The sequence below is a fragment of the Micromonospora sp. NPDC047465 genome (genome assembly GCF_040643125.1).
In the GTDB taxonomy this organism is placed as follows: domain Bacteria; phylum Actinomycetota; class Actinomycetes; order Mycobacteriales; family Micromonosporaceae; genus Micromonospora.
On the sequence record NZ_JBEYTP010000004.1, the window covers coordinates 13617 to 33894 of the forward strand.

At 71.7% G+C, this 20278-nt stretch carries 18 protein-coding genes; 17 read left to right on the forward strand and 1 reads right to left on the reverse strand.

The genetic code is table 11. The features are described from left to right. Positions 1 to 30: 30 nt before the first annotated feature. The 3 genes from paaC to paaE are packed head-to-tail and all read left to right on the forward strand — an operon-like array spanning position 31 to position 2335. Positions 31 to 756, forward strand: coding sequence for a 1,2-phenylacetyl-CoA epoxidase subunit PaaC (paaC, locus tag ABZ793_RS05580; protein WP_357452394.1), 726 nt, complete (start codon positions 31 to 33; stop codon positions 754 to 756). Further along, the gene (gene paaD / locus ABZ793_RS05585) at positions 753 to 1229 is read left to right on the forward strand and encodes a 1,2-phenylacetyl-CoA epoxidase subunit PaaD (RefSeq protein ID WP_357452397.1); all 477 of its coding nucleotides are present in this window, start codon (positions 753 to 755) and stop codon (positions 1227 to 1229) included. Before paaC ends, paaD begins: the two co-directional genes overlap by 4 nt. Continuing rightward, positions 1226 to 2335, forward strand: a complete 1110-nt coding sequence (gene paaE / locus ABZ793_RS05590; RefSeq protein WP_357452400.1) for a 1,2-phenylacetyl-CoA epoxidase subunit PaaE — start codon at positions 1226 to 1228, stop codon at positions 2333 to 2335. The genes paaD and paaE overlap by 4 nt, the downstream gene beginning before the upstream one ends. A gap of 37 nt (positions 2336 to 2372) precedes the next feature. On the opposite strand, the gene ABZ793_RS05595 is transcribed toward paaE, so the two are convergent. Beyond that, on the reverse strand, positions 2373 to 3506 hold the full coding sequence (locus tag ABZ793_RS05595; RefSeq protein ID WP_357452403.1) for a Fic family protein: 1134 nt from the start codon (positions 3504 to 3506) through the stop codon (positions 2373 to 2375). A 149-nt stretch (positions 3507 to 3655) separates the two neighbouring features. Here ABZ793_RS05595 and mqnC point away from each other — a divergent pair, with 149 nt between their 5' ends. From mqnC to nuoH, 14 genes are all read left to right on the forward strand, one after another. Beyond that, on the forward strand, positions 3656 to 4846 hold the full coding sequence (mqnC, locus tag ABZ793_RS05600; protein ID WP_357452406.1) for a cyclic dehypoxanthinyl futalosine synthase: 1191 nt from the start codon (positions 3656 to 3658) through the stop codon (positions 4844 to 4846). 340 nt (positions 4847 to 5186) lie between these two features. Then, positions 5187 to 6353, forward strand: a complete 1167-nt coding sequence (locus tag ABZ793_RS05605; protein ID WP_357452409.1) for an LPXTG cell wall anchor domain-containing protein — start codon at positions 5187 to 5189, stop codon at positions 6351 to 6353. 372 nt (positions 6354 to 6725) lie between these two features. Continuing rightward, positions 6726 to 7973 (forward strand): cell wall anchor protein, encoded by a 1248-nt coding sequence (locus ABZ793_RS05610; RefSeq protein WP_357452412.1) that lies wholly within the window; start codon positions 6726 to 6728, stop codon positions 7971 to 7973. A gap of 107 nt (positions 7974 to 8080) precedes the next feature. Further along, positions 8081 to 8791 (forward strand): demethylmenaquinone methyltransferase, encoded by a 711-nt coding sequence (locus ABZ793_RS05615; RefSeq protein ID WP_357452415.1) that lies wholly within the window; start codon positions 8081 to 8083, stop codon positions 8789 to 8791. Positions 8792 to 8968: 177 nt separating this feature from the next. Continuing rightward, entirely contained in the window at positions 8969 to 9199 is a 231-nt protein-coding gene (locus ABZ793_RS05620; protein WP_350701884.1) for a hypothetical protein, read from the forward strand. Between the two features lie 181 nt (positions 9200 to 9380). Beyond that, complete coding sequence (locus ABZ793_RS05625; RefSeq protein WP_357452418.1) at positions 9381 to 10658, forward strand: geranylgeranyl reductase family protein; 1278 nt, start codon at positions 9381 to 9383, stop codon at positions 10656 to 10658. A gap of 188 nt (positions 10659 to 10846) precedes the next feature. Next, on the forward strand, positions 10847 to 11212 hold the full coding sequence (locus ABZ793_RS05630) for an NADH-quinone oxidoreductase subunit A (RefSeq protein WP_350701881.1): 366 nt from the start codon (positions 10847 to 10849) through the stop codon (positions 11210 to 11212). Positions 11213 to 11226: 14 nt separating this feature from the next. Then, positions 11227 to 11901: an NADH-quinone oxidoreductase subunit B family protein gene (locus ABZ793_RS05635; protein WP_357452422.1), complete on the forward strand. Its 675-nt coding sequence runs from the start codon at positions 11227 to 11229 to the stop codon at positions 11899 to 11901. Next, entirely contained in the window at positions 11898 to 12635 is a 738-nt protein-coding gene (locus ABZ793_RS05640) for an NADH-quinone oxidoreductase subunit C (RefSeq protein ID WP_357452425.1), read from the forward strand. The genes ABZ793_RS05635 and ABZ793_RS05640 overlap by 4 nt, the downstream gene beginning before the upstream one ends. Continuing rightward, a complete protein-coding gene (locus ABZ793_RS05645; RefSeq protein WP_357452428.1) occupies positions 12632 to 13957 on the forward strand; it encodes an NADH-quinone oxidoreductase subunit D in 1326 nt (441 codons plus the stop codon). The genes ABZ793_RS05640 and ABZ793_RS05645 overlap by 4 nt, the downstream gene beginning before the upstream one ends. Further along, positions 13954 to 15102: an NADH-quinone oxidoreductase subunit NuoE gene (nuoE, locus tag ABZ793_RS05650; protein WP_357452431.1), complete on the forward strand. Its 1149-nt coding sequence runs from the start codon at positions 13954 to 13956 to the stop codon at positions 15100 to 15102. Before ABZ793_RS05645 ends, nuoE begins: the two co-directional genes overlap by 4 nt. Further along, positions 15099 to 16415 (forward strand): NADH-quinone oxidoreductase subunit NuoF, encoded by a 1317-nt coding sequence (nuoF, locus tag ABZ793_RS05655; RefSeq protein WP_357452434.1) that lies wholly within the window; start codon positions 15099 to 15101, stop codon positions 16413 to 16415. The genes nuoE and nuoF overlap by 4 nt, the downstream gene beginning before the upstream one ends. Continuing rightward, a complete protein-coding gene (locus tag ABZ793_RS05660) occupies positions 16415 to 18925 on the forward strand; it encodes an NADH-quinone oxidoreductase subunit G (RefSeq protein ID WP_357452437.1) in 2511 nt (836 codons plus the stop codon). The genes nuoF and ABZ793_RS05660 overlap by 1 nt, the downstream gene beginning before the upstream one ends. After that, the gene (nuoH, locus tag ABZ793_RS05665; RefSeq protein WP_350701871.1) at positions 18922 to 20277 is read left to right on the forward strand and encodes an NADH-quinone oxidoreductase subunit NuoH; all 1356 of its coding nucleotides are present in this window, start codon (positions 18922 to 18924) and stop codon (positions 20275 to 20277) included. Before ABZ793_RS05660 ends, nuoH begins: the two co-directional genes overlap by 4 nt. Position 20278 lies beyond the last annotated feature (1 nt).

Genomic DNA, 20278 nt, shown 5'->3' on the forward strand with positions numbered 1-20278 from the left:
CGCCGCCGCCGAGCGGAGCGAGGTGGCGGCGTGACCGGCCCCTTCGACTTCACCCTCGCCCTCGGTGACGACGCGCTGATCGCGGCGCAGCGGCTGGCCGAGTGGACCACCCGCGCGCCGGAGATGGAGGAGGACATCGCGCTGGCGAACATCGCCCTCGACCAGCTCGGCGCGGCCCGGCTCCTGCTGTCGTACGCGGGCGAGCTGGAGGGCGCCGGCCGGGACGAGGACGCGCTGGCGTTCCTCCGCGACGACCGGGAGTTCCGCAACTGCCTCCTCGTGGAGCTGCCGAACGGCGACTTCGCGGTCACCATGGCGAAGCTGCTCTTCCTCTCGGCCTACCAGCTCCCGCTCTACACCGCGCTGGTCGGCTGCGCCGACGAGCGGCTGGCCGCGATCGGGGCCAAGGCCCGCAAGGAGTCGGCCTACCACCTCGACCACGCCTCCCTGTGGGTGCGGCGGCTGGGTGACGGCACCGAGGAGTCGCACCGGCGCATGCAGGCCGCCGTCGAGCAGGTCTGGCCGTACGCGCACGAGCTGTTCGCGGCGGACCCGGCGGCGCCGGTCGACCCGGCCACCCTGCGGGCCGACTTCGACGCCACCGTCTCCGCCGTGCTCGACGAGGCCACGCTGACCCGGCCGGAGGGCGGCTGGGCGCCGGCCGGCGGGCGGGACGGGGTGCACACCGAGCACCTGTCCTACCTGCTCGCCGAGATGCAGGTGCTGCACCGCGCCCACCCCGGGGCCAAGTGGTGACGAGCGCCAGGGACGCCGTGGCGGCGGTGGTGGACCCGGAGATCCGGGTCGTCACCATCGCCGACCTCGGCATCCTGCGGGCGGTCGACGAGGACCCGGCGACCGGCCGGGTCGTCGTGACCATCACCCCCACCTACACGGGCTGCCCGGCGATGGACGTGATCCGCGCCGACATCCGCCGGGCCCTGGCCGCCGCCGGCCATCCCGACGCCGAGGTGCGCACCGTCTACAGCCCGGCGTGGAGCACCGACTGGATCTCCGCCGCCGGCCGGGCCAAGCTCGCCGCCGCCGGCATCGCCCCGCCGGCCCCCGTCCGCACCGGCGGCGTGGTGCCGCTGGCCCTCGCCGTACGCTGCCCGCGCTGCGGCTCACCGGAGACCGAGCAGGTCAGCCGCTTCGGCTCCACCGCGTGCAAGGCGCTCTGGCGCTGCCGTTCCTGCCGTGAACCCTTCGACCACCTGAAGGCGCTGTGACTGTCACCATCACCCGCCCGGTCCGCCGCCGGCCGGTCTTCCACCCGCTCTCCGTCGCCGCCGTCGACCGGCTCACCGACGACGCCGTGGCGATCACCTTCGCGGTGCCGCCGGAGCTGCGGGAGACCTTCGCGTTCTCCGCCGGTCAGCACCTCACCGTCCGGCGCGGCACCGAGGCGGGGGAGGACGTGCGGCGGTCGTACTCCATCTGCTCCACTCCGGAGGACCTGGCGCGGCACGGCCGGCTGCGGATCGGCGTGCGGGAGATCCCCGGCGGGGCGTTCTCGGCGTACGCCTGCGGCGCCCTGCGGGGCGGCGACACGGTCGAGGTGCTGCCGCCGCTCGGGAACTTCACCACGGCCTTCGCGCCGGACCGGGCCCGCCACTACGGCGCGGTGGTCGCCGGCTCGGGGATCACCCCGGTGCTCGCGCTGGTCGCGACGGCGCTCGCCGTCGAGCCGGCCAGCACCTTCACCCTGGTGTACGGCAACCGCACGGCCAACACGGTGATGTTCGCCGAGGAGCTCGCCGACCTGAAGGACCGCTATCCGACCCGCCTGCACCTGGTGCATGTGCTCTCCCGCGAGCAGGGCGAGTCCCCGCTGCTCTCCGGCCGGATCGACGCCGACCGGCTGGGCCGGCTGCTGGCCACCATCGTCCCCGGCGACGCCATCGGGGAGTGGTTCCTCTGCGGCCCGTACGGCATGGTGGTGGACGCCCGGGAGGTGCTCACCGGGTGCGGGGTGCCGGAGTCGGCGGTCCACACGGAGCTGTTCCACGTCGACGAGGCCCCGGCCCCGCCGCGACGCCCGGCCGACGAGCCGGGGGCCGGCGCCGAGGTGACCATCGTGCTGGACGGCCGTTCGTCGAGCTTCACGATGGGCCGCGACGAGCGGGTGCTGGACGCGGCGCTGAAGGTCCGCGGCGAGCTGCCGTACGCCTGCAAGGGCGGGGTCTGCTCGACCTGCAAGGCCAAGGTCGTCGACGGTGCGGTCACGATGGCCCGCAACTACGCCCTGGAGCCGGACGAGGTGGCCGCCGGCTACGTCCTCACGTGCCAGTCCAGCCCGACCACCGACAGGCTGACGGTCGACTACGACGCCTGAGGTGGCTGGCTGCTCACCGGTGACGTCGACCGAGTCCCTACCGTGCACGCTTGTACGGATCGACGATTTCCCTGGGACGTAGTGCTGGAGCGGCGAGTTCGCGCAGTGCTGCCGAGGCTATGTAGTACCTGCCGCGGGTCTGGCCATGCTGTTCGAGCAGATCTGCCCGCACCAGGGCACGGAGATCGCGGACGGCTTGGTCGTCTGTGAGCGACTCGTCATGCTGATAGACCGTACGGCGCACCTTGCCGCCGGTGGCCGCCAGCTGGAGCGCACTGACCACGCGCTCTGGCAGGTTGCGCCGCCTGACCCAGGTGTCGAGCAGGTCCCAGAGGCGGGCGGCCTGGTCGATCCGCTGCCGAACCAACTGGGCCTGTTGGTGGTGGGCGCTGAGGCAGAAGCGGATCCACGGCCCGGTGTCGTTCTCCGGCTGCCAGATCGGGCCGCCGACCTCAGCGAGCACGTCGTAGTAGGCGTAGGTGTTGCGGCCCACGCCGAGCCATTCCTCGATAGAGGAGAATTCGGGCGCCAGAACTCCGTCGCGGGCCAGGACGAGTGTGTGCAGGCACCGTGACATACGCCCGTTGCCGTCTCGCCATGGGTGGATCTTGACCAGGTTCAGGTGGGCCATGGATGCGCGGACCAGGAGAGGGGTGTCCGACTGCTCGTGAGCGAGCCACTCGACCAGTTCGCCGACAAGGGCCGGCACCTCGTCGGCATCGGGTCCCGTGTAGACCAGACGGCCGGTGTGCGCCTCGTCGGCGTAGATGTCGCCCGGTCTGTAGCGGCCCGGCCACTTCGACAGGTCGTGGCGCATCATCATGAAGTGCAGGGCGTTGAGCAGCATGTGGTGCCAGGTGAATTCCGATGAGTGCCCGAGCTGCTGCACGTAGGTGAGGGCGTCCCGATAAGCCGTGATGACGTCCCACGTGCCCGGACTGGTTTCCATGGGTTCCTCGCCGGCGACCGCGGCCACCGCGTCGTCCAGCCCGACCTGATAGCCCTCGATCGAGTTCGATCCCTGGATCGCATGCGCGATCAGTGTTCGACGGAGTTGTCCTGTCCAGCGTCGCGGTTCGGCAACCTGGTAGCGAAGCGTCTCGCGCATCCCCTCCAGTTCGTTGAGGACGTGCTTGTCGTCATCGGTCAAGAGGGGTGTCGAGTAGAGCATGGCAACATCATAGAATCATTCAGGGGCAATGCCGTAATCATTCAGGCATTCGGGTGTGTCGGGCCACCCCTCGCGTCCTCTTTTCGGCGTTGGTCACACGGTCGGATGCCGCCGACCAGAGCCGTGCGGAGCGACGTAGGCTCGGAGGCGTGACGGTGAGCCGGGAGATCGACGACATCCTGCAGCGCGGCGCGGACGGCGGGCGGATCACGCCCGAGGAGGGCCTGCTGCTCTACACCGAGGCGCCCTTCCACGCCCTGGGCGAAGCGGCCGACGCCGTACGCCGGCGGCGCTATCCGGACAACATCGTCACGTACCTGATCGATCGCAACATCAACTACACCAACGTCTGCGTGACGGCGTGCAAGTTCTGCGCGTTCTTCCGGGCCCCCAAGCACAAGGAGGGCTGGACCCACCCGACCGAGGAGATCCTGCGCCGCTGCGGCGAGGCGGTCGAGCTGGGCGCGACCCAGGTCATGCTCCAGGGCGGGCACCACCCGGACTACGGCGTGGAGTACTACGAGGAGCTTTTCTCCTCGGTCAAGAAGGCGTACCCGCAGCTCGCCATCCACTCCATCGGCCCGAGCGAGATCCTGCACATGGCCAAGGTCTCCGGCGTCAGCCTGGACGAGGCCATCGCGCGGATCAAGGCGGCCGGGCTGGACTCGATCGCCGGTGCCGGTGCGGAGATGCTGCCGGCGCGTCCCCGCACGGCGATCGCGCCGCTGAAGGAGTCGGGTGAGCGCTGGCTGGAGGTCATGGAGCTGGCGCACCGCCAGGGCGTCGAGTCGACCGCCACGATGATGATGGGCACCGGCGAGACCGCCGCCGAGCGGATCGAGCACCTGCGGATGATCCGCGACGTGCAGGACCGCACCCGGGGCTTCCGGGCGTTCATCCCGTGGACGTACCAGCCGGAGAACAACCACCTCAAGGGCCGGACCCAGGCCACCACGCTGGAATACCTGCGGTTGGTCGCGGTGGCCCGGCTCTTCTTCGAGACGGTGCCGCACCTGCAGGCGTCCTGGCTCACCACCGGCAAGGACGTCGGGCAGCTCGCCCTGCACATGGGCGTGGACGACCTCGGCTCGATCATGCTGGAGGAGAACGTCATCTCCTCCGCAGGCGCGCGGCACCGCTCCAACCTGCACGAGCTGATCGGCATGATCCGCTCGGCGGACCGGATCCCCGCCCAGCGGGACACCCTCTACAACCGCTTGGCCGTGCACCGGACCCCGGCCGACGACCCGACCGACGAGCGGGTCGTGTCGCACTTCTCCTCGATCGCGCTGCCGGGCGGCGGCGCCGGGAAGGCCCTTCCGCTGGTCGACGCCCGCTGAGCTACCGCCGCACCACCCGACACCCCACCGTCGACGGACGGTGGGGTGTCTGCCGTTGGTCGACCGGTCGGTGAACACGGAGTTGACCGAGCGTGACCGGCGGCGATGTCGCCGACCAGCCGATCGGGTGAGTGGTTGCCGGCCGTTGATATCGATTCGAGTGCCGTTCCAGCGGGCCGACCGGTGCCTGAGGGGCAGCAAGACATATCAATCCGGGCAATCCTTAAGCGATTCTTAGCCGCACTGTTCAACGCGGCCGACGGCGGGGTGGCAAGGGTGATCGCGGACCGCTAACGTCCCCGGCCGTACCGTTCCTGCACCCCACGGGGGGAACTCTCCAATGATCTTCCGTAACCGTGCGCTGGCCGTCGCCGGCGCCGCCGGGATCCTGGCCGCGGGCCTCTTCGCCGCCCCGGCCCTGGCCGACACCTCGGCCGACCTGGCCATCGAGGCCACCGGCACCAGCATCGCGGTCGGCGCGCCCGGCAAGATTTCGACCGTCTCCCTGCTCAACAAGAGCAAGGTGGACGCCAAGGGCGTCCTGGTCGGCCTCGACATCAGCAAGCTGGACACCACCAAGGTCGACATCGACGAGAGCGGCTGCAGCCCCCGCGAGGACGGCCTGATCCTCTGCGGCATCGAGGGCGACGTCCTGCCCGCCGGCCGCGACATCGACTGGGGTTTCCCGCTGACCCGCAAGGGCGAGGCGACGGGTGACGCCGGCCAGATCAGCGCCATCATCCTGCACGAGGGCGCCGACCCCGACGAGTCCAACAACGAGGTGACCGTCAAGGTCAAGGTCGAGGGCACCGGCCCGGACCTGACCGTGGTGGCCAATGACGTGACCAAGGCCGTCACGGTCGAGGGCGACAAGATCAAGGTTGGCGGCGACCTGCGCGCCGGCGACACCGCCCAGCTCATCTACTCCGCCTTCAACCAGGGCGACGCCACCGCCGCCGGGCTGAAGATCAGCGTCAAGCTGCCCAAGGGCGTGACCTTCGCCGAGGCCGAGGACGGCTGCGAGTACAACTCCGGCAAGACCTCGCTCGTCTGCACCTACCGGGACGCCGACCTGATCCCGGTCTCGCAGGACAAGGACGGCGACGACCTGATCTCGGGCGGCCGCTTCTACCACCTGCTCTCGGTCGGCAAGGACGTCAAGGCCGGCAGCCTGACCGGTGGCCAGGTCACCGTCGAGGCGCTCGGCAGCCAGGCGAGCACCGTCCGCGCCGCGGGCAAGAGCGCCCTCCCGGCGAACGCCGAGGCCGTGGCGGCCACCGAGGTGGACGCCACCGACAACACCGACGCGTACGCTGTCGTCGTGACCGCCAAGGGCGGCGCGGGCGGCGGCGGCGAGGAGCCGGGCCTGCCGCTGACCGGTCCGCAGACCGGCCTGATCGGCGGGATCGGCGGCGCGGTGCTGGTCGCGGGCGCGGCGATGTTCGTGATCGCGCGGCGGCGTCGGGTCGTCCTGGTGACCCCGGGCGACGAGAAGCCGACGGCCTGACGGTCGTCCTCCATCGACCCGCGAGGGTCGTTCACATAACGCACGGCAGTGGGGGCGGGATGGGTGACCATCCCGCCCCCACTGTCCGTTCCGTGCGCCGGACGCGGGCAGGGTCCGGCGTCGGGTCGTCCTGGTGACCCCGGGCGACGAGAAGCCGACGGCCTGACGGCCGGCCCCGTCGGCCCGCACCGGCCGGGCGCACGACCCTGGAGACGGGGCGGGACGGGCGACCGTCCCGCCCCGTCCGTCCGTTCGACCGAACCGGACGGATGGATGAAAGATGATCCGCCCTGCTGGCGCACCACGTCATGCTTCGATACGGTCCGCTCGGTTCCGCAACCATCCGTTTCTTCCCTAACCCCCGGGGGACCGATGACCCTGTTCCACCGCTCGGCCCTGGCCCGCGCCGGCGCCGTGGCGCTCCTCGCGGCGGGCGGCCTGACCACCGTCGCCGTTCCGGCATACGCCGCCGACCAGGCTGACCTCGCCCTGACGCCGACCAGCTACCAGCTGGCCAAGGGCGTCAAGGCCGCGAAGGCCAAGCCGTTCAAGTTCACCGTCCAGAACCTCACCGACGGCGTCGACGCCAAGGCCGTCACGGTGGAAGTCGACCCCAGCGGCCTCAAGGCCAAGCGGGTCGGCTACGTCGTGCCGGACGGCTGCGAGGTGACCGGCAAGACCTTCACCTGCCTCCTCGGCGACCTGCGGGGCGGCACCAGCGAGGACTTCGGTATCCCGTTGTTCAGCACCGGCGGCAGGGGCGACGGCGGCGTGCTGAAGGTGACGGTCAGCTCGGCCACCGGCGACCCCGACCTGGAGAACAACAAGGACATCGAAGTGCCGGTGACCGTGACGAAGCCGGGCTACGACCTCACCGCCTGGGTGCAGGACGTCCAGGCCAACGTCGTGGTCAACGGCGCGGTGGCCGACGAGCCCGACCTGAAGCCCGTACGCCGGGGCGAGACGGTCCCGCTGGACTGGGCGGTCTACAACGACGGCAGCCGGCCCGCGACCGGTCTCTTCTACGGCCTCATGCTCCCGTCGGGTGTGAGCTTCGTGACGCTGCCGGAGAGCTGCGTCGAGGACGATTTCCTCGGCAGGGCGCGGGCGCTGTGCGAGGACGCCGGCGCGATCATCCGCCGGGGGCAGTACTACACCGCCGACGTGACGGTGAAGGTCGGCGACGACGTCACCGAGCCGGTGCTCCGGGAGGGCGACCTCTTCGCGTACGGACTGGACGCCGCCGAGGGCGAGCCGGAAGCGGAGGCGCAGGTCGCCAGCCCGGCGCAGCGGAAGAGCTTCACCGAGGCCGAGCCGATGGACAACCACGCGACCTTCGAGGCGTTCGTGGACCTGTCGGCGCAGCCGACGCCGAACCCGACCCCGACGCCGACCCCGAGCGGCGAGCCGACCCCGACCCCGACCACGACCCCGGGCGGCGGCACGGGCGGCGGCGACGGTGACGGTGACGGCGGCGGGCTGCCGGTGACCGGCGTGCAGGCCGGCCTGATCGGCGGCATCGGCGCCGCCGTGCTGCTGGCCGGCGGCGCGCTGTTGCTGATCTCCCGGCGGCGCGACGTCGTCCTGGTCAACCCCGGCGACGAGAAGTCCACCGACTGACGTACGCCGCGCAGGGGCGGGGTGGGCTCCTCCCCGCCCCTGTCGCGTACCCGCCGCTCGGCCGACCCGCCGGGCGTCGGCCGGAGCCGGGCTGGCAGAGTGGAGGGGTGAGCCGTACCCCGCCGGGCCAGCGCGCCGGCCTGGACAAGCAGCCGCACGAGGTCGCCGCGATGTTCGACGGCGTGGCGGCTCGTTACGACGTGACCAACACGGTGATGACGGCCGGCCGGGACCGGGCGTGGCGCCGGGCCACCCGGGAGGCGCTCGGGTTGCGCCCGGGCGAGCGGGTGCTCGACGTGGGCGCGGGCACCGGCGTCTCCACCGAGGAACTGGCCCGCTCCGGGGCGTACGCGGTCGGCGCCGACCTGTCGCTGGGCATGCTGCACGCCGGCAAGCGCACCCGTCCGGCGGTGCCGCTGCTGGCCGGCGACGCGCTGCGGCTGCCCTTCGCCGACGGCGTCTTCGACGCGGTGACCATCTCGTTCGCGCTGCGCAACGTCGTCGACACCGAGGCCGCGCTGCGGGAGTTCGCCCGGGTCACCCGGCCCGGTGGCCGGCTGGTGATCTGTGAGTTGAGCCACCCCACCAACGCCGTCTTCCGCACCGCCTACCTGTCGTACCTCATGCGGTGGCTGCCGGCGGCGGCGCGGGTGGTCTCCAGCAACCCCGACGCGTACGTCTACCTGATCGAGTCGATCCGGGCGTGGCCGGACCAGGCCGCGCTGGCGCAGCGGATCCAGGCGGCGGGCTGGGGCTCGGTGGCCTGGCGGAACCTGACCGGCGGCCTGGCGGCACTGCACCGGGCGGTCCGCGACTAGGCGGGGCACGGCGCCGGCCGGTCCCGCGTCATGAGCGGCGGCGCCGCGCCGGACGGTCCGCTTCCGGGCGGCGGCCGGTGCCGACGGGAGGCCGATCGGCGCGCCGCACCCGCCGAGAAAGCGGCTGTTTCGTGAATATCCGTTTTTAGTCCACTTTGCGCCGTTAAGCTCGCCCCCATGACGGGACCAGAGCAGCCAGCCGGTGTGGAGGCCACCGACGACGACGCCGCAGAACTTATCGCGCAGCTCAGGGAGCTGGCCGGCGCGGATCCCGCCGACGTCCGGCAGGTGGTGGCCGAGGTGCTGGCCGCGCTGGACCGCGCCGCCGGCGGCGCGCTGCGCGAGCACCTGCCCGAGACGATCCGGCTCGACGCCGGCCTGGGCGCGGCCGCTCCGGCCCGGCACTGACGCCCGGCGCCGACCCCCGTCGGCATCCGGTCCCGACCCCGACCGACGCCCGGTCCCGACCCCGACGGGTGGGTTTCCGGCAAGTTAGGTACCCCTGATCAGGCGTGGTTATGACGCCGGTCATAGACTCCCTCCGTCTGGCTTGTGAAGGATTTCACGAGCATGCGGGAGGAGGCGCGAGATGACCGCGGTGGAGCATGACGCCGACGTGATCGTCGTGGGCGCCGGTCCCGGTGGGTCGGCTACCGCGTACCACCTGGCTCGGCACGGCGTACGGGTGCTGCTGCTGGAGAAGACGGAGTTCCCCCGGGAGAAGGTCTGCGGCGACGGGTTGACCCCGCGTGCCGTGCGACAGCTGATCCGGATGGGCGTGGACACCTCGCCGGAGGCGGGCTGGCTCCAGAACAAGGGCCTGCGGGTCATCGGCGGCGGCGTCCGGCTGGAGCTGGACTGGCCCGACCTGGCGAGCTTCCCCAACTACGGCCTGGTGCGCACCCGGCTGGACTTCGACGACCTGCTCGCCCAGCGGGCCGTCGCCGCCGGCGCCAAGCTGCGCACCAGCGTGAACGTCACCGGCCCGGTGCTCGACCCGGACGGCCGGGTCGTCGGCGTCGAGGCGGAGGTCGGCCCGGACAAGGAGCCCGCCACCTTCCACGCCCCGCTGGTGGTCGCGGCCGACGGGGTCTCCGGCCGCTTCCCGCTCGCCCTCGGGCTGGCCAAGCGGGAGGACCGGCCGATCGGGGTCGCCGTCCGGCGCTACTACCGCTCGCCCGCCAAGCACGACGACAACTACCTGGAGTCCTGGCTGGAACTGCGCAGCAAGGACAGCGGCGACAACCTGCTGCCCGGGTACGGCTGGATCTTCGGGCTCGGCGACGGCCGGGTCAACGTCGGCCTCGGCGTGCTCAACTCCTCCTCCGCGTTCGGCAAGACGAACTACCGCCGGCTGCTCACCGACTGGCTGGCCAACACCCCGGCGGACTGGGGCATGACCGACGAGGCCAACGCGGAGGGGCCGATCCTCGGCGCCGCGCTGCCCATGGGTTTCAACCGGGTGCCGCACTACACCCGCGGCGTGATGCTGGTCGGCGACTCCGGCGGCATGGTCAACCCGTTCAACGGCGAGGGCATCGCGTACGCGATGGAGTCCGGTGAGATGGCCGCGGAGATCGCCGTGCAGGCCCTCGCGCGCCCGGCCGGCGCCGAGCGCGAGCGCGCCCTGACGGCCTACCCGGCGGAGCTGAAGGCCCGCTTCGGCGGCTACTACCGGCTCGGCGGTGTCTTCGTGAAGCTCATCGGCCGTCCCGAGATCATGCGGATGGCCACGAAGCACGGCATGCCGCACCCGATGTTGATGCGCTTCGTGCTCAAGCTGCTGGCCAACCTGACCGACCCCCGTGGCGGGGACGCGATGGACCGGGTCATCAACGCGATGACGAAGGTGGCACCAGCCGTGTAGCGCGAGGAGTGAGCTTGCGAGCCCGCAGTCGCAGACGAAGGCGGGCTCGTGTGACGGCCGGGCCCGCGGCCGGCGACGACCGCGGCGCGGATAGAGATCGACCCCCCGGCGACAGCCGTCGCGGGGGACGTGAATAGTGTGATTTTCGTCAAGGACCAGGGGCAGGGAAGGACGAGCAGGAGAAAACGATGTCGCTCTCGCCTTACGCACCGATCATCGGGCTGTTCGCCCTCGCCGCGGGGTTCGCGCTGTTCTCCGTGGGCGCCGCCCGCTTCGCCGGTCCCCGGCGTTACAACAAGGCCAAGCTCGAGGCGTACGAGTGCGGCATCGAGCCCAGCCCGCAGCCGGTCGGCGGCGGCCGGTTCCCGATCAAGTTCTATCTGACGGCGATGCTCTTCATCGTCTTCGACATCGAGATCATCTTCCTCTTCCCCTGGGCGGTCTCGTTCGACGCCCTGCCGATCTTCGGCTTCGTGGAGATGGTCCTGTTCATCGTCGCGGTCTTCGTCGCGTACGCCTACGTGTGGCGGCGTGGCGGCCTGGACTGGGACTGAGGGAGGAACCTCAGATGGGTATCGAGGAGAAGCTCCCCGCCGGTGTCCTGCTCACCTCGGTGGAGAAGCTGGTCAACTGGTCGCGGAAGTCGTCGGTCTGGGGCGCCACCTTCGGCCTGGCCTGCTGCGCGATCGAGATGATGGCCGCCGGTGGCCCGCACTACGACATGGGTCGCTGGGGCATGGAGGTCTTCCGGGCCTCGCCCCGTCAGGCCGACCTGATGATCGTGGCCGGCCGGGTGAGCCAGAAGATGGCCCCGGTGCTGCGCCAGATCTACGACCAGATGGCGGAGCCCCGCTGGGTCATCTCGATGGGCGTCTGCGCCAGCAGCGGCGGCATGTTCAACAACTACGCCATCGTGCAGGGCGTCGACCACGTCGTCCCGGTGGACATGTACCTCCCCGGCTGCCCGCCCCGGCCCGAGATGCTCATCGACGCGGTCCTCAAGCTGCGCGAGAAGATCATGCACGAGCCGCTCGGCCCGAACGGCCGCAAGATGCTCGAGGCGCGCAAGGCGCGCGGTGACGTCCCGGTCGTCCCGTACGGCTCGATGCCGTCGTCGTACCGCAGCGACAAGGCCCGGCGGGCCGAGTGGACCAAGGCGGTCCGCGAGGGCCGCGAGGAGCAGCTGCGGATCGAGAACTGGATGAAGGCCCAGAACCACCTGCAGCACGGGGGCGTCAAGTGACCGCACCTAACCACAAGGCGAACGACGGCGGCGTGCCGGTGCCGGTGACGCCGGCCGGCGCCACCAGCGGGGCCCCGGCGGAGCACCCGCCGGCCAGCCCGGCGGGCCGGGGCATGTTCGGCAACCAGGGCTCCGGCGACGTCTCCGGATTCGGCGGCCTGGTCCGGCAGCGCCGGACCATCGAGGACGCCCCCCGGCCGTACGGGAGCTACTTCGACGAGGTCCGCGACGCGCTGGAGGAGGCATACCCGGCCTTCGGCGACGCCATCGAGAAGGTCGTGGTCGACCGGGGCGAGCTGACCCTGCACGTACGCCCCGAGCGGATCGTCGAGGTCTGCCAGGTGATGCGGGACGACCTGGCCCTCCGCTTCGAGCTGTGCTCCTCGGTGTCCGGTGTGGACTACCTGGGCGCCGACTCCCGCCGGCTGCACGTCGTCTACCAGCTCACCTCGATGACCTACCGCCGCCGCGTGCGGCTGGAGGCCGCGGTCCCCGCCGAGGACCCGCACCTGCCGAGCGTCACCTCGGTCTACCCGACGGCGGACTGGCAGGAGCGCGAGACGTACGACATGTTCGGCGTCGTCTTCGACGGCCACCCCAGCCTGACCCGGATCCTCATGCCGGACGACTGGGAGGGCTTCCCGCAGCGCAAGGACTACCCGCTCGGCGGCGTGCCCGTCGAGTACAAGGGCGCTGAAATTCCACCGCCGGACCAGCGGAGGTCGTACCAGTGACCACGTCGAACTACGCCACCGAGCGCGACACCACCGAGGGCAAGGTCTTCACCGTCACCGGTGGCGACTGGGACAGCGTCGTGTCGGGCACCGACCCCATCAACGACGAGCGGATCGTCGTCAACATGGGGCCGCAGCACCCGTCGACGCACGGCGTGCTCCGGCTGATCCTGGAGCTGGAGGGCGAGACGGTCCGCGAGGCCCGTTCGGTCGTCGGCTACCTGCACACCGGCATCGAGAAGAACCTCGAATACCGCAACTGGGTCCAGGGCAGCACCTTCGTGACCCGGATGGACTACCTCTCCCCGCTGTTCAACGAGACGGCGTACGCGCTGGCGGTGGAGAAGCTGCTCGGGATCGAGGAGCAGGTCACCGAGCGGGCGACCACCATCCGCGTGCTGATGATGGAGCTGAACCGGATCTCCTCGCACCTGGTCTGGCTGGCCACCACCGCCATGGAGCTGGGCGCGATCAACATGATGCTCTACGGCTTCCGCGAGCGTGAGTACATCCTGGAGATCTTCGAGATCATCACCGGGCTGCGGATGAACCACGCGTACGTCCGGCCGGGCGGCGTGGCCCAGGACGTGCCGGACGAGGCGGTCGTGAAGATCCGCGAGTTCCTGAAGCTGCTGCCGAAGCGGCTCAAGGAGTACGAGGACCTGCTCTCCGGGCAGCCGATCTGGCTCGAGCGGACGAAGAACGTCGCGGTGCTCGACGTGACCGGCTGCCTCGCGCTCGGCGTGACCGGCCCGGTGCTGCGCTCCGCCGGCCTCGCCTGGGACCTGCGCAAGACGATGCCGTACTGCGGCTACGAGACGTACGAGTTCGACGTGCCGACGCACACCGACGGCGACGTGTGGGGCCGCTACCTGGTCCGGCTCGCCGAGATCCGGGAGTCGCTCAAGCTCGTCGAGCAGGCGCTGGACCGGCTCCGGCCGGGCCCGGTGATGGTGGCCGACAAGAAGATCGCCTGGCCGGCGCAGCTCGCCATCGGCGTCGACGGCATGGGCAACTCGCTGGAGCACGTCGCGAAGATCATGGGTCAGTCGATGGAGTCGCTGATCCACCACTTCAAGCTCGTCACCGAGGGCTTCCGGGTGCCGCCGGGCCAGGTCTACGTCGGCATCGAGTCGCCGCGCGGCGAGTTGGGCGTGCACGCCGTCTCCGACGGTGGCACCCGGCCGTACCGGGTGCACTACCGCGAACCGAGCTTCGTCAACCTCCAGGCCCTCCCGGCGATGGCCGAGGGCGGCCTGATCGCCGACGTGATCGCCGGCGGCGCCTCGCTGGACCCCGTGATGGGTGGTTGTGACCGATGAGTGCTTTCACCGAAGAGACCCGCGAACGGGCCCGGGAGATCATCGCCCGGTACCCGGCCGACCGGTCCCGGTCGGCGCTGCTGCCGCTGCTGCACCTGGTGCAGGCCGAGGAGGGCTACGTCTCGCCGGCCGGCGTGGAGTTCTGCGCCGAGGTGCTGGGCCTGAACAAGGCCCAGGTCGGCGCGGTGGCCACCTTTTACACCATGTACAAGCGCCGGCCGACCGGCGACTACCTGGTGAGCGTGTGCACCAACACGATGTGCAACGTGCTCGGCGGCCAGGAGGTCTACGACACCCTCGCCGAGCACCTCGGCGTGGGGCACGACGAGACCACCACCGACGGGAAGATCACCCTGGAGCACGCCGAGTGCCTGGCGGCCTGCGACTACGGGCCGGTGATGACCGTCAACTACGACTTCTTCGACGGAGTGGACCCGCAGACCGCGCTCGGCGTGGTCGACGAGCTGCGCGCCGGGGGCCGGCCGATGCCGACCCGGGGCGCCCGGCTCTGCACGCTCAAGGAGATGGCGGTGCAGCTCGCCGGCTTCGCCGACGAGCGCGAGGGCGCGGTGGCCGACGGCGGGCCGGGAGAGCCCACCCTGCGCGGGCTGCGGCTGGCGCAGCAGCACGGCATCTCGGTGCCGGGCTTCGACCCGAACACCCCGATCCGCAGCAAGGCCGAGGCCGACAAGGCCGCCGCCGAGGCGAAGGCCAGGAGCGAGGCCGCCGCGAAGCCGGCTCCCGCCCCGGCCGCGAGTGGCAACGGCGCCGGGCCCGCCGGCAAGGCGGGCGCCGGCGAGCCGGCCCCGGCGGCCGAGGCAGCCGGCAGCACCACCCGGGACGTGAAGGCGCCGGACGACAAGTCGCCCGAGGTGCGGGCCGCCGAGACCCGCCAGCCGGACGCGCGGACGGCCGTGTCGGACGCCCCCGGCACGAAGGTCCCCGCCGACAGCGTGCCGCCGGCGCCCCGCGACGCCCAGGCGGCGGAGGCCGCCGGAGCAGCGGCCAACGCGCCGGCCGGCGACGGCAAGCCCGCCGGCGACGAGGCCGGGGCGCAGGAGCGCAACCTCAAGGAAGCCGAGGCGGGGGCCGGCGCCGGTGGCGCGGGCTCCGCCCGCGCGAGCGAGACGGGGGTCCAGAAGTGACCACTCCCCGGCCGGAGACCCTGGCCAAGCTGACGCCGGTGCTCACCAAGCGCTGGCTGTCGCCGGACGCGTGGCGGATCGGCACCTACGAGAAGCTCGACGGCTACGCGGCCCTGCGCAAGGCGCTCAAGGCCCACCCGGACGACCTCATCCAGCTGGTCAAGGACTCCGGGCTGCGCGGTCGCGGCGGCGCCGGCTTCCCGACCGGTCTCAAGTGGGGGTTCATCCCGCAGGGCGACGGCAAGCCGCACTACCTCGTGGTCAACGCCGACGAGGGCGAGCCGGGCACCTGCAAGGACCTGCCGCTGATGACGCACGACCCGCACTCGCTCGTCGAGGGCGTGATCATCGCGTCGTACGCGATCCGGGCCAGCCGCGCCTACATCTACATCCGGGGCGAGGCGGTGCACGCCGCGCGCCGGCTGCGCAACGCCGTGCAGGAGGCGTACGCCCGGGGCTACCTCGGCCGGAACATCCAGGGCAGCGGCTTCGACCTGGACCTGGTGGTGCACTCGGGCGCCGGGGCGTACATCTGCGGCGAGGAGACCGCGCTGCTGGACTCGCTGGAGGGCTTCCGGGGCCAGCCCCGGCTGCGCCCGCCGTTCCCGGCGACCCACGGCCTGTACGCGAGCCCGACCGTCGTCAACAACGTCGGCACCATCGCGAGCGTGCCGTACATCGTGCTGGGCGGCGCGGACTGGTGGAAGACCATGGGCACGGAGAAGTCCTCCGGCCCGATGATCTACTCGCTCTCCGGCCGGGTCGCCAACCCCGGCCAGTTCGAGTGCACCATGGGCGTCACCCTGCGGGAGCTGATCGAGCTGGCCGGCGGCATGCAGCCGGGCCACAACCTGAGGTTCTGGACGCCGGGCGGCTCGTCGACGCCGCTGCTCACCGCCGAGCACCTGGACGTGCCGCTGGACTTCGAGGGGGTGGCGGCGGCCGGTTCGATCCTCGGCACCACGGCCACCCAGATCTTCTCCGACCAGGACTGCCCGGTCTACGCGACCTACCGGTGGCTGGAGTTCTACCACCACGAGTCGTGCGGCAAGTGCACCCCGTGCCGCGAGGGCAACTACTGGATGGTCCGGGTCTACCGGCGGATCCTCGCCGGCCAGGGCACCCACGAGGACCTGGACACCCTGCTCGACACCTGCGACAACATCCTCGGCCGCTCGTTCTGCGGCCTGGGTGACGGTGCGACCAGCTCGGTGACCTCGTCGCTGAAGTACTTCAAGCAGGACTACCTCGACTACATCGAGGGACGTACCGCGCCGAAGCTGTCGGACAAGCAGCTGGTGGGAGCGCACTAATGACTGACGTCGTCAAGCAGACCGAGACCGTCACCCTCACCATCGACGGCGTCGAGGTCACCGCCCCGAAGGGGGCGCTGCTGATCCGGGTCGCCGAGCAGCTGGGCACCGAGATCCCCCGGTTCTGCGACCACCCGTTGCTGGCCCCGGCCGGCGCGTGCCGGCAGTGCCTGGTCGAGGTGGAGGGGCAGCGCAAGCCGGTCGCCTCCTGCACCCAGACCGTCGCCGACGGCATGGTGGTACGCACGCAGCTCACCTCCCCGGTCGCCAAGAAGGCGCAGGAGGGGGTCATGGAGCTGCTGCTGCTCAACCACCCGCTCGACTGCCCCATGTGCGACAAGGGCGGCGAGTGCCCGCTGCAGAACCAGGCGATGTCGACCGGCCGCGCCGACTCGCGGTTCCACGAGCACAAGCGGGAGTACCCGAAGCCGCTGCCGATCAGCACCCAGGTGCTGCTCGACCGCGAGCGCTGCGTGCTCTGCCAGCGCTGCACCCGGTTCTCCGAGGAGATCGCCGGCGACAAGTTCATCGACCTGATGGGCCGGTCGTCCGCCGAGGAGATCAACATCTACCGGGACGAGGAGTACGGCGAGGAGGGCGACGCGGGTGACGTGCCGTTCAACTCGTACTTCTCCGGGAACACGGTGCAGATCTGCCCGGTCGGTGCGCTGACCGGCACGCAGTACCGGTTCCGTGCCCGCCCGTTCGACCTGGTCTCCACACCGAGCGTGTGCGAGCACTGCTCGGCCGGGTGCGCCCAGCGCACCGACTGGCGGCGGGGCAAGGTGCTGCGCCGGCTGGCCGGCGACGACCCGCAGGTCAACGAGGAGTGGAACTGCGACAAGGGGCGGTGGGGCTTCCAGTACACCCGCGCCTTCGACCGGCTCACCACCCCGCTGGTCCGCGACGAGCGCACCGGCGAGCTGCGCGAGGCGTCGTGGAGCGAGGCGCTGGCCGTCGCCGCCGAGGGGCTGCGCGCGGCGCGGGACGGCCAGGGCACGGCGGTGCTGACCGGCGGCCGGCTGACCGTCGAGGACGCCTACGCGTACGCGAAGTTCGCCCGGGTCGCCCTGAACACCAACGACATCGACTTCCGGGCCCGGCCGGTCTCCCGCGAGGAGACCGACTTCCTGGCCAGCTCGGTCGCCGGGGTCACGGACGTCACGTACGCCGACGTGGAGAAGGCGCCGGCCGTGGTGCTGGTCGGGCTGGAGCCGGAGGAGGAGTGCCCGATCCTCTTCCTGCGGCTGCGCAAGGCGTACCTCAAGAAGAAGCTGACGGTGTACGCGATCGCGCCGTTCGCCACCCGCGGCCTGGAGAAGCTCGGCGCCAAGCTGGCCCGGGTGGTGCCGGGCGAGGAGGCGACCGTGCTCGCCGAGCACGCCACGGTCGCCGAGGCGCTGAGCGCCGAGGGCGCGATCCTGATCGTCGGCGAGCGGCTGGCGAGCGTGCCGGGCGGCCTCTCCGCGGCGGCCGACGTCGCCCGGCGTACCGGCGCGAAGCTGGCCTGGGTGCCGCGGCGCGCGGGTGACCGCGGCGCGGTCGACGCGGGCTGCCTGCCCAACATGCTCCCCGGCGGCCGCCTGGTCACCGAGCCCGCCGCCCGGGCCGAGCTGGGCGAGGCGTGGGACATCGCGGCCGGGGTGATCCCGAGCCAGGCCGGCCGGGACACCGACGGCATCCTCGCCGCCGCCGCCGGCGGCCAGCTCGGCGCGCTGGTGGTGGCCGGGGTCGACCCGGCCGACCTGGCCGACCCGCGGCTGGCCGAGGCGGCCCTCGACGCGGTGCCGTTCCTGGTCAGCCTGGAGCAGCGGATGAGCGCGGTGGCCCGCCGGGCCGACGTGGTCTTCCCGGTGGCCCCGGTGGCCGAGAAGGCCGGCAGCTTCCTGGACTGGGAGGGCCGGCTGCGCACCTTCGAGGCGGTGCTGCGGACCGCCGCGATGACCGACGGCCGGGTGCTGGACGCGCTCGCCGCGCAGCTCGACGTGCAGCTCGGCACCGGCGACGTGCTCAGCGTCCGCCGCGAGCTGGGCGCGCTGCCGCGCACCCGCACCGACCGGCCCGCCGCCCCGGCGGTGGAGCCGGCCGCGGTGCCGCAGCCGGGCGCCGGCGAGGCTGTGCTGGCGACCTGGCACCAGCTGGTCGACCTGGGCAGCCTCACCGACGGCGACGAGCACCTCGCGGGCACCGCCCGCCCGCCGGTGGTCCGGCTGGGCAAGGGCACCGCGGAGGCGCTCGGCGTCGCCGACGGCGACCCGGTGACGGTGGGCACCGACCGGGGGGCGCTGACCCTGCCGGCGGCGATCACCGAGATGCCGGACGGCGTCGTCTGGCTGCCGACCAACTCGCCCGGCTCGACCGTGCGGCGCAGCCTCGGCGCGACGTCCGGCGCGGTCGTCCGGATCTCCGCTCCCGCCCGGACCGGGGCGGCGCCGGAGGCCGGAGAGGTCGCCGCGGACGCGGCCGGCCGTCCGGGCCCGCTCCTCAACGCAGGGGGTGCAATCCAGTGAACGCGGTCTACCTGGCCCAGGATCCGACGCTGGCCGACTTCGGCCGGGACCCCTGGTGGCTGGTCCTCGGCAAGATCGTCTTCGCCTTCGTCTTCGGTCTGCTCGCCACCCTGCTCGGCGTCTGGTTCGAGCGGCGGGTCGTGGGTCGCATGGCCGTGCGGCCCGGCCCCAACCAGGTCGGCCCGTTCGGCCTGCTGCAGACCCTCGCCGACGGCCTGAAGATGGCCTTCAAGGAGGACATCCTGCCGAAGGCGGCCGACAAGGTCGTCTACTTCTTCGCCCCGACCATCTCGGTGATCTGCGCGGTCACCGCGCTGTCGGTGGTGCCGTTCGGCCCGATGGTGAGCATCTTCGGCCACTGGACGCCGCTGCAGGTCACCGACGTGCCGGTGGCGGTGCTGGTGCTGCTGGTCTGCTCGTCGATGGGCATCTACGGCATCGTGCTCGGCGGCTGGGCCTCCGGCTCGACCTACCCGCTGCTCGGCGGCCTGCGCTCCACCGCCCAGATGATCTCGTACGAGGTCGCGATGGGCCTGAGCATCGTGGCGGTCTTCATGACCGCCGGCACGATGTCCACCAGTGGGATCGTCGCCGCCCAGGCGGACGGCACCCGGCTGAGCATCGCGGGCGTCGAGGTCCCGGCCCCCGGCTGGTACGCGATCCTGCTGCTGCCCAGCTTCGTCATCTTCTTCATCGCCACGGTCGGCGAGACCAACCGCGCGCCGTTCGACCTGCCCGAGGCGGAGTCCGAGCTGGTCGCGGGCTTCATGACGGAATACAGCTCGCTGAAGTTCGCGCTCTTCATGCTCAGCGAGTACGTCTCGATGGTCACCATGTCCGCGGTCACCACGACGCTCTTCCTGGGCGGCTGGCGGGCCCCGGCGCCGATCACCACCATCTGGGCCGGCGCGAACTCCGGCTGGTGGCCGATGCTCTGGTTCTTCGCCAAGGTCGTCCTGCTGGTCTTCGTCTTCGTCTGGCTGCGGGGCACGCTGCCCCGGCTGCGCTACGACCAGTTCATGCGCTTCGGCTGGAAGGTGCTGCTCCCGATCAACCTGGCCTGGATCCTGGTCCTGGCCGGCCTGCGCTCGATCGAGGACTGGGACTCGCGCAGCAAGCTGATCGCGGTCGGCATCCCCGCCGGCATCCTGCTGCTCGCCACGCTGCTGTGGCCGAGCCGGAAGCCGCAGCCGAAGCCCACCGTCCAGGAACAGGTCGACAACCGGCCGCACGGGAGCTTCCCGCTGCCCCCGATGGACCTGCAGGTACCACCGAGCCCGCGCACCAGGCGCGTGGTCGCCGAGCGGGAGCCGGCCAACATCGCCGCCGGCTCGGACTCCAGGGAGGTGTGAC

Bases quoted from the DNA above. Each gene is read 5' to 3' on its own strand.
- ABZ793_RS05605 (WP_357452409.1), top strand. From the start codon at position 5,187: ATGATCTTCCGTAACCGTGCGCTGGCCGTCGCCGGCGCCGCCGGGATC.
- ABZ793_RS05610 (WP_357452412.1), top strand. From the start codon at position 6,726: ATGACCCTGTTCCACCGCTCGGCCCTGGCCCGCGCCGGCGCCGTGGCG.
- nuoE (WP_357452431.1), top strand. From the start codon at position 13,954: ATGAGTGCTTTCACCGAAGAGACCCGCGAACGGGCCCGGGAGATCATC.
- ABZ793_RS05660 (WP_357452437.1), top strand. From the start codon at position 16,415: ATGACTGACGTCGTCAAGCAGACCGAGACCGTCACCCTCACCATCGAC.
- ABZ793_RS05595 (WP_357452403.1), bottom strand. From the start codon at position 3,506: ATGCTCTACTCGACACCCCTCTTGACCGATGACGACAAGCACGTCCTC.
- ABZ793_RS05635 (WP_357452422.1), top strand. From the start codon at position 11,227: ATGGGTATCGAGGAGAAGCTCCCCGCCGGTGTCCTGCTCACCTCGGTG.
- ABZ793_RS05620 (WP_350701884.1), top strand. From the start codon at position 8,969: ATGACGGGACCAGAGCAGCCAGCCGGTGTGGAGGCCACCGACGACGAC.
- ABZ793_RS05625 (WP_357452418.1), top strand. From the start codon at position 9,381: ATGACCGCGGTGGAGCATGACGCCGACGTGATCGTCGTGGGCGCCGGT.
- ABZ793_RS05630 (WP_350701881.1), top strand. From the start codon at position 10,847: ATGTCGCTCTCGCCTTACGCACCGATCATCGGGCTGTTCGCCCTCGCC.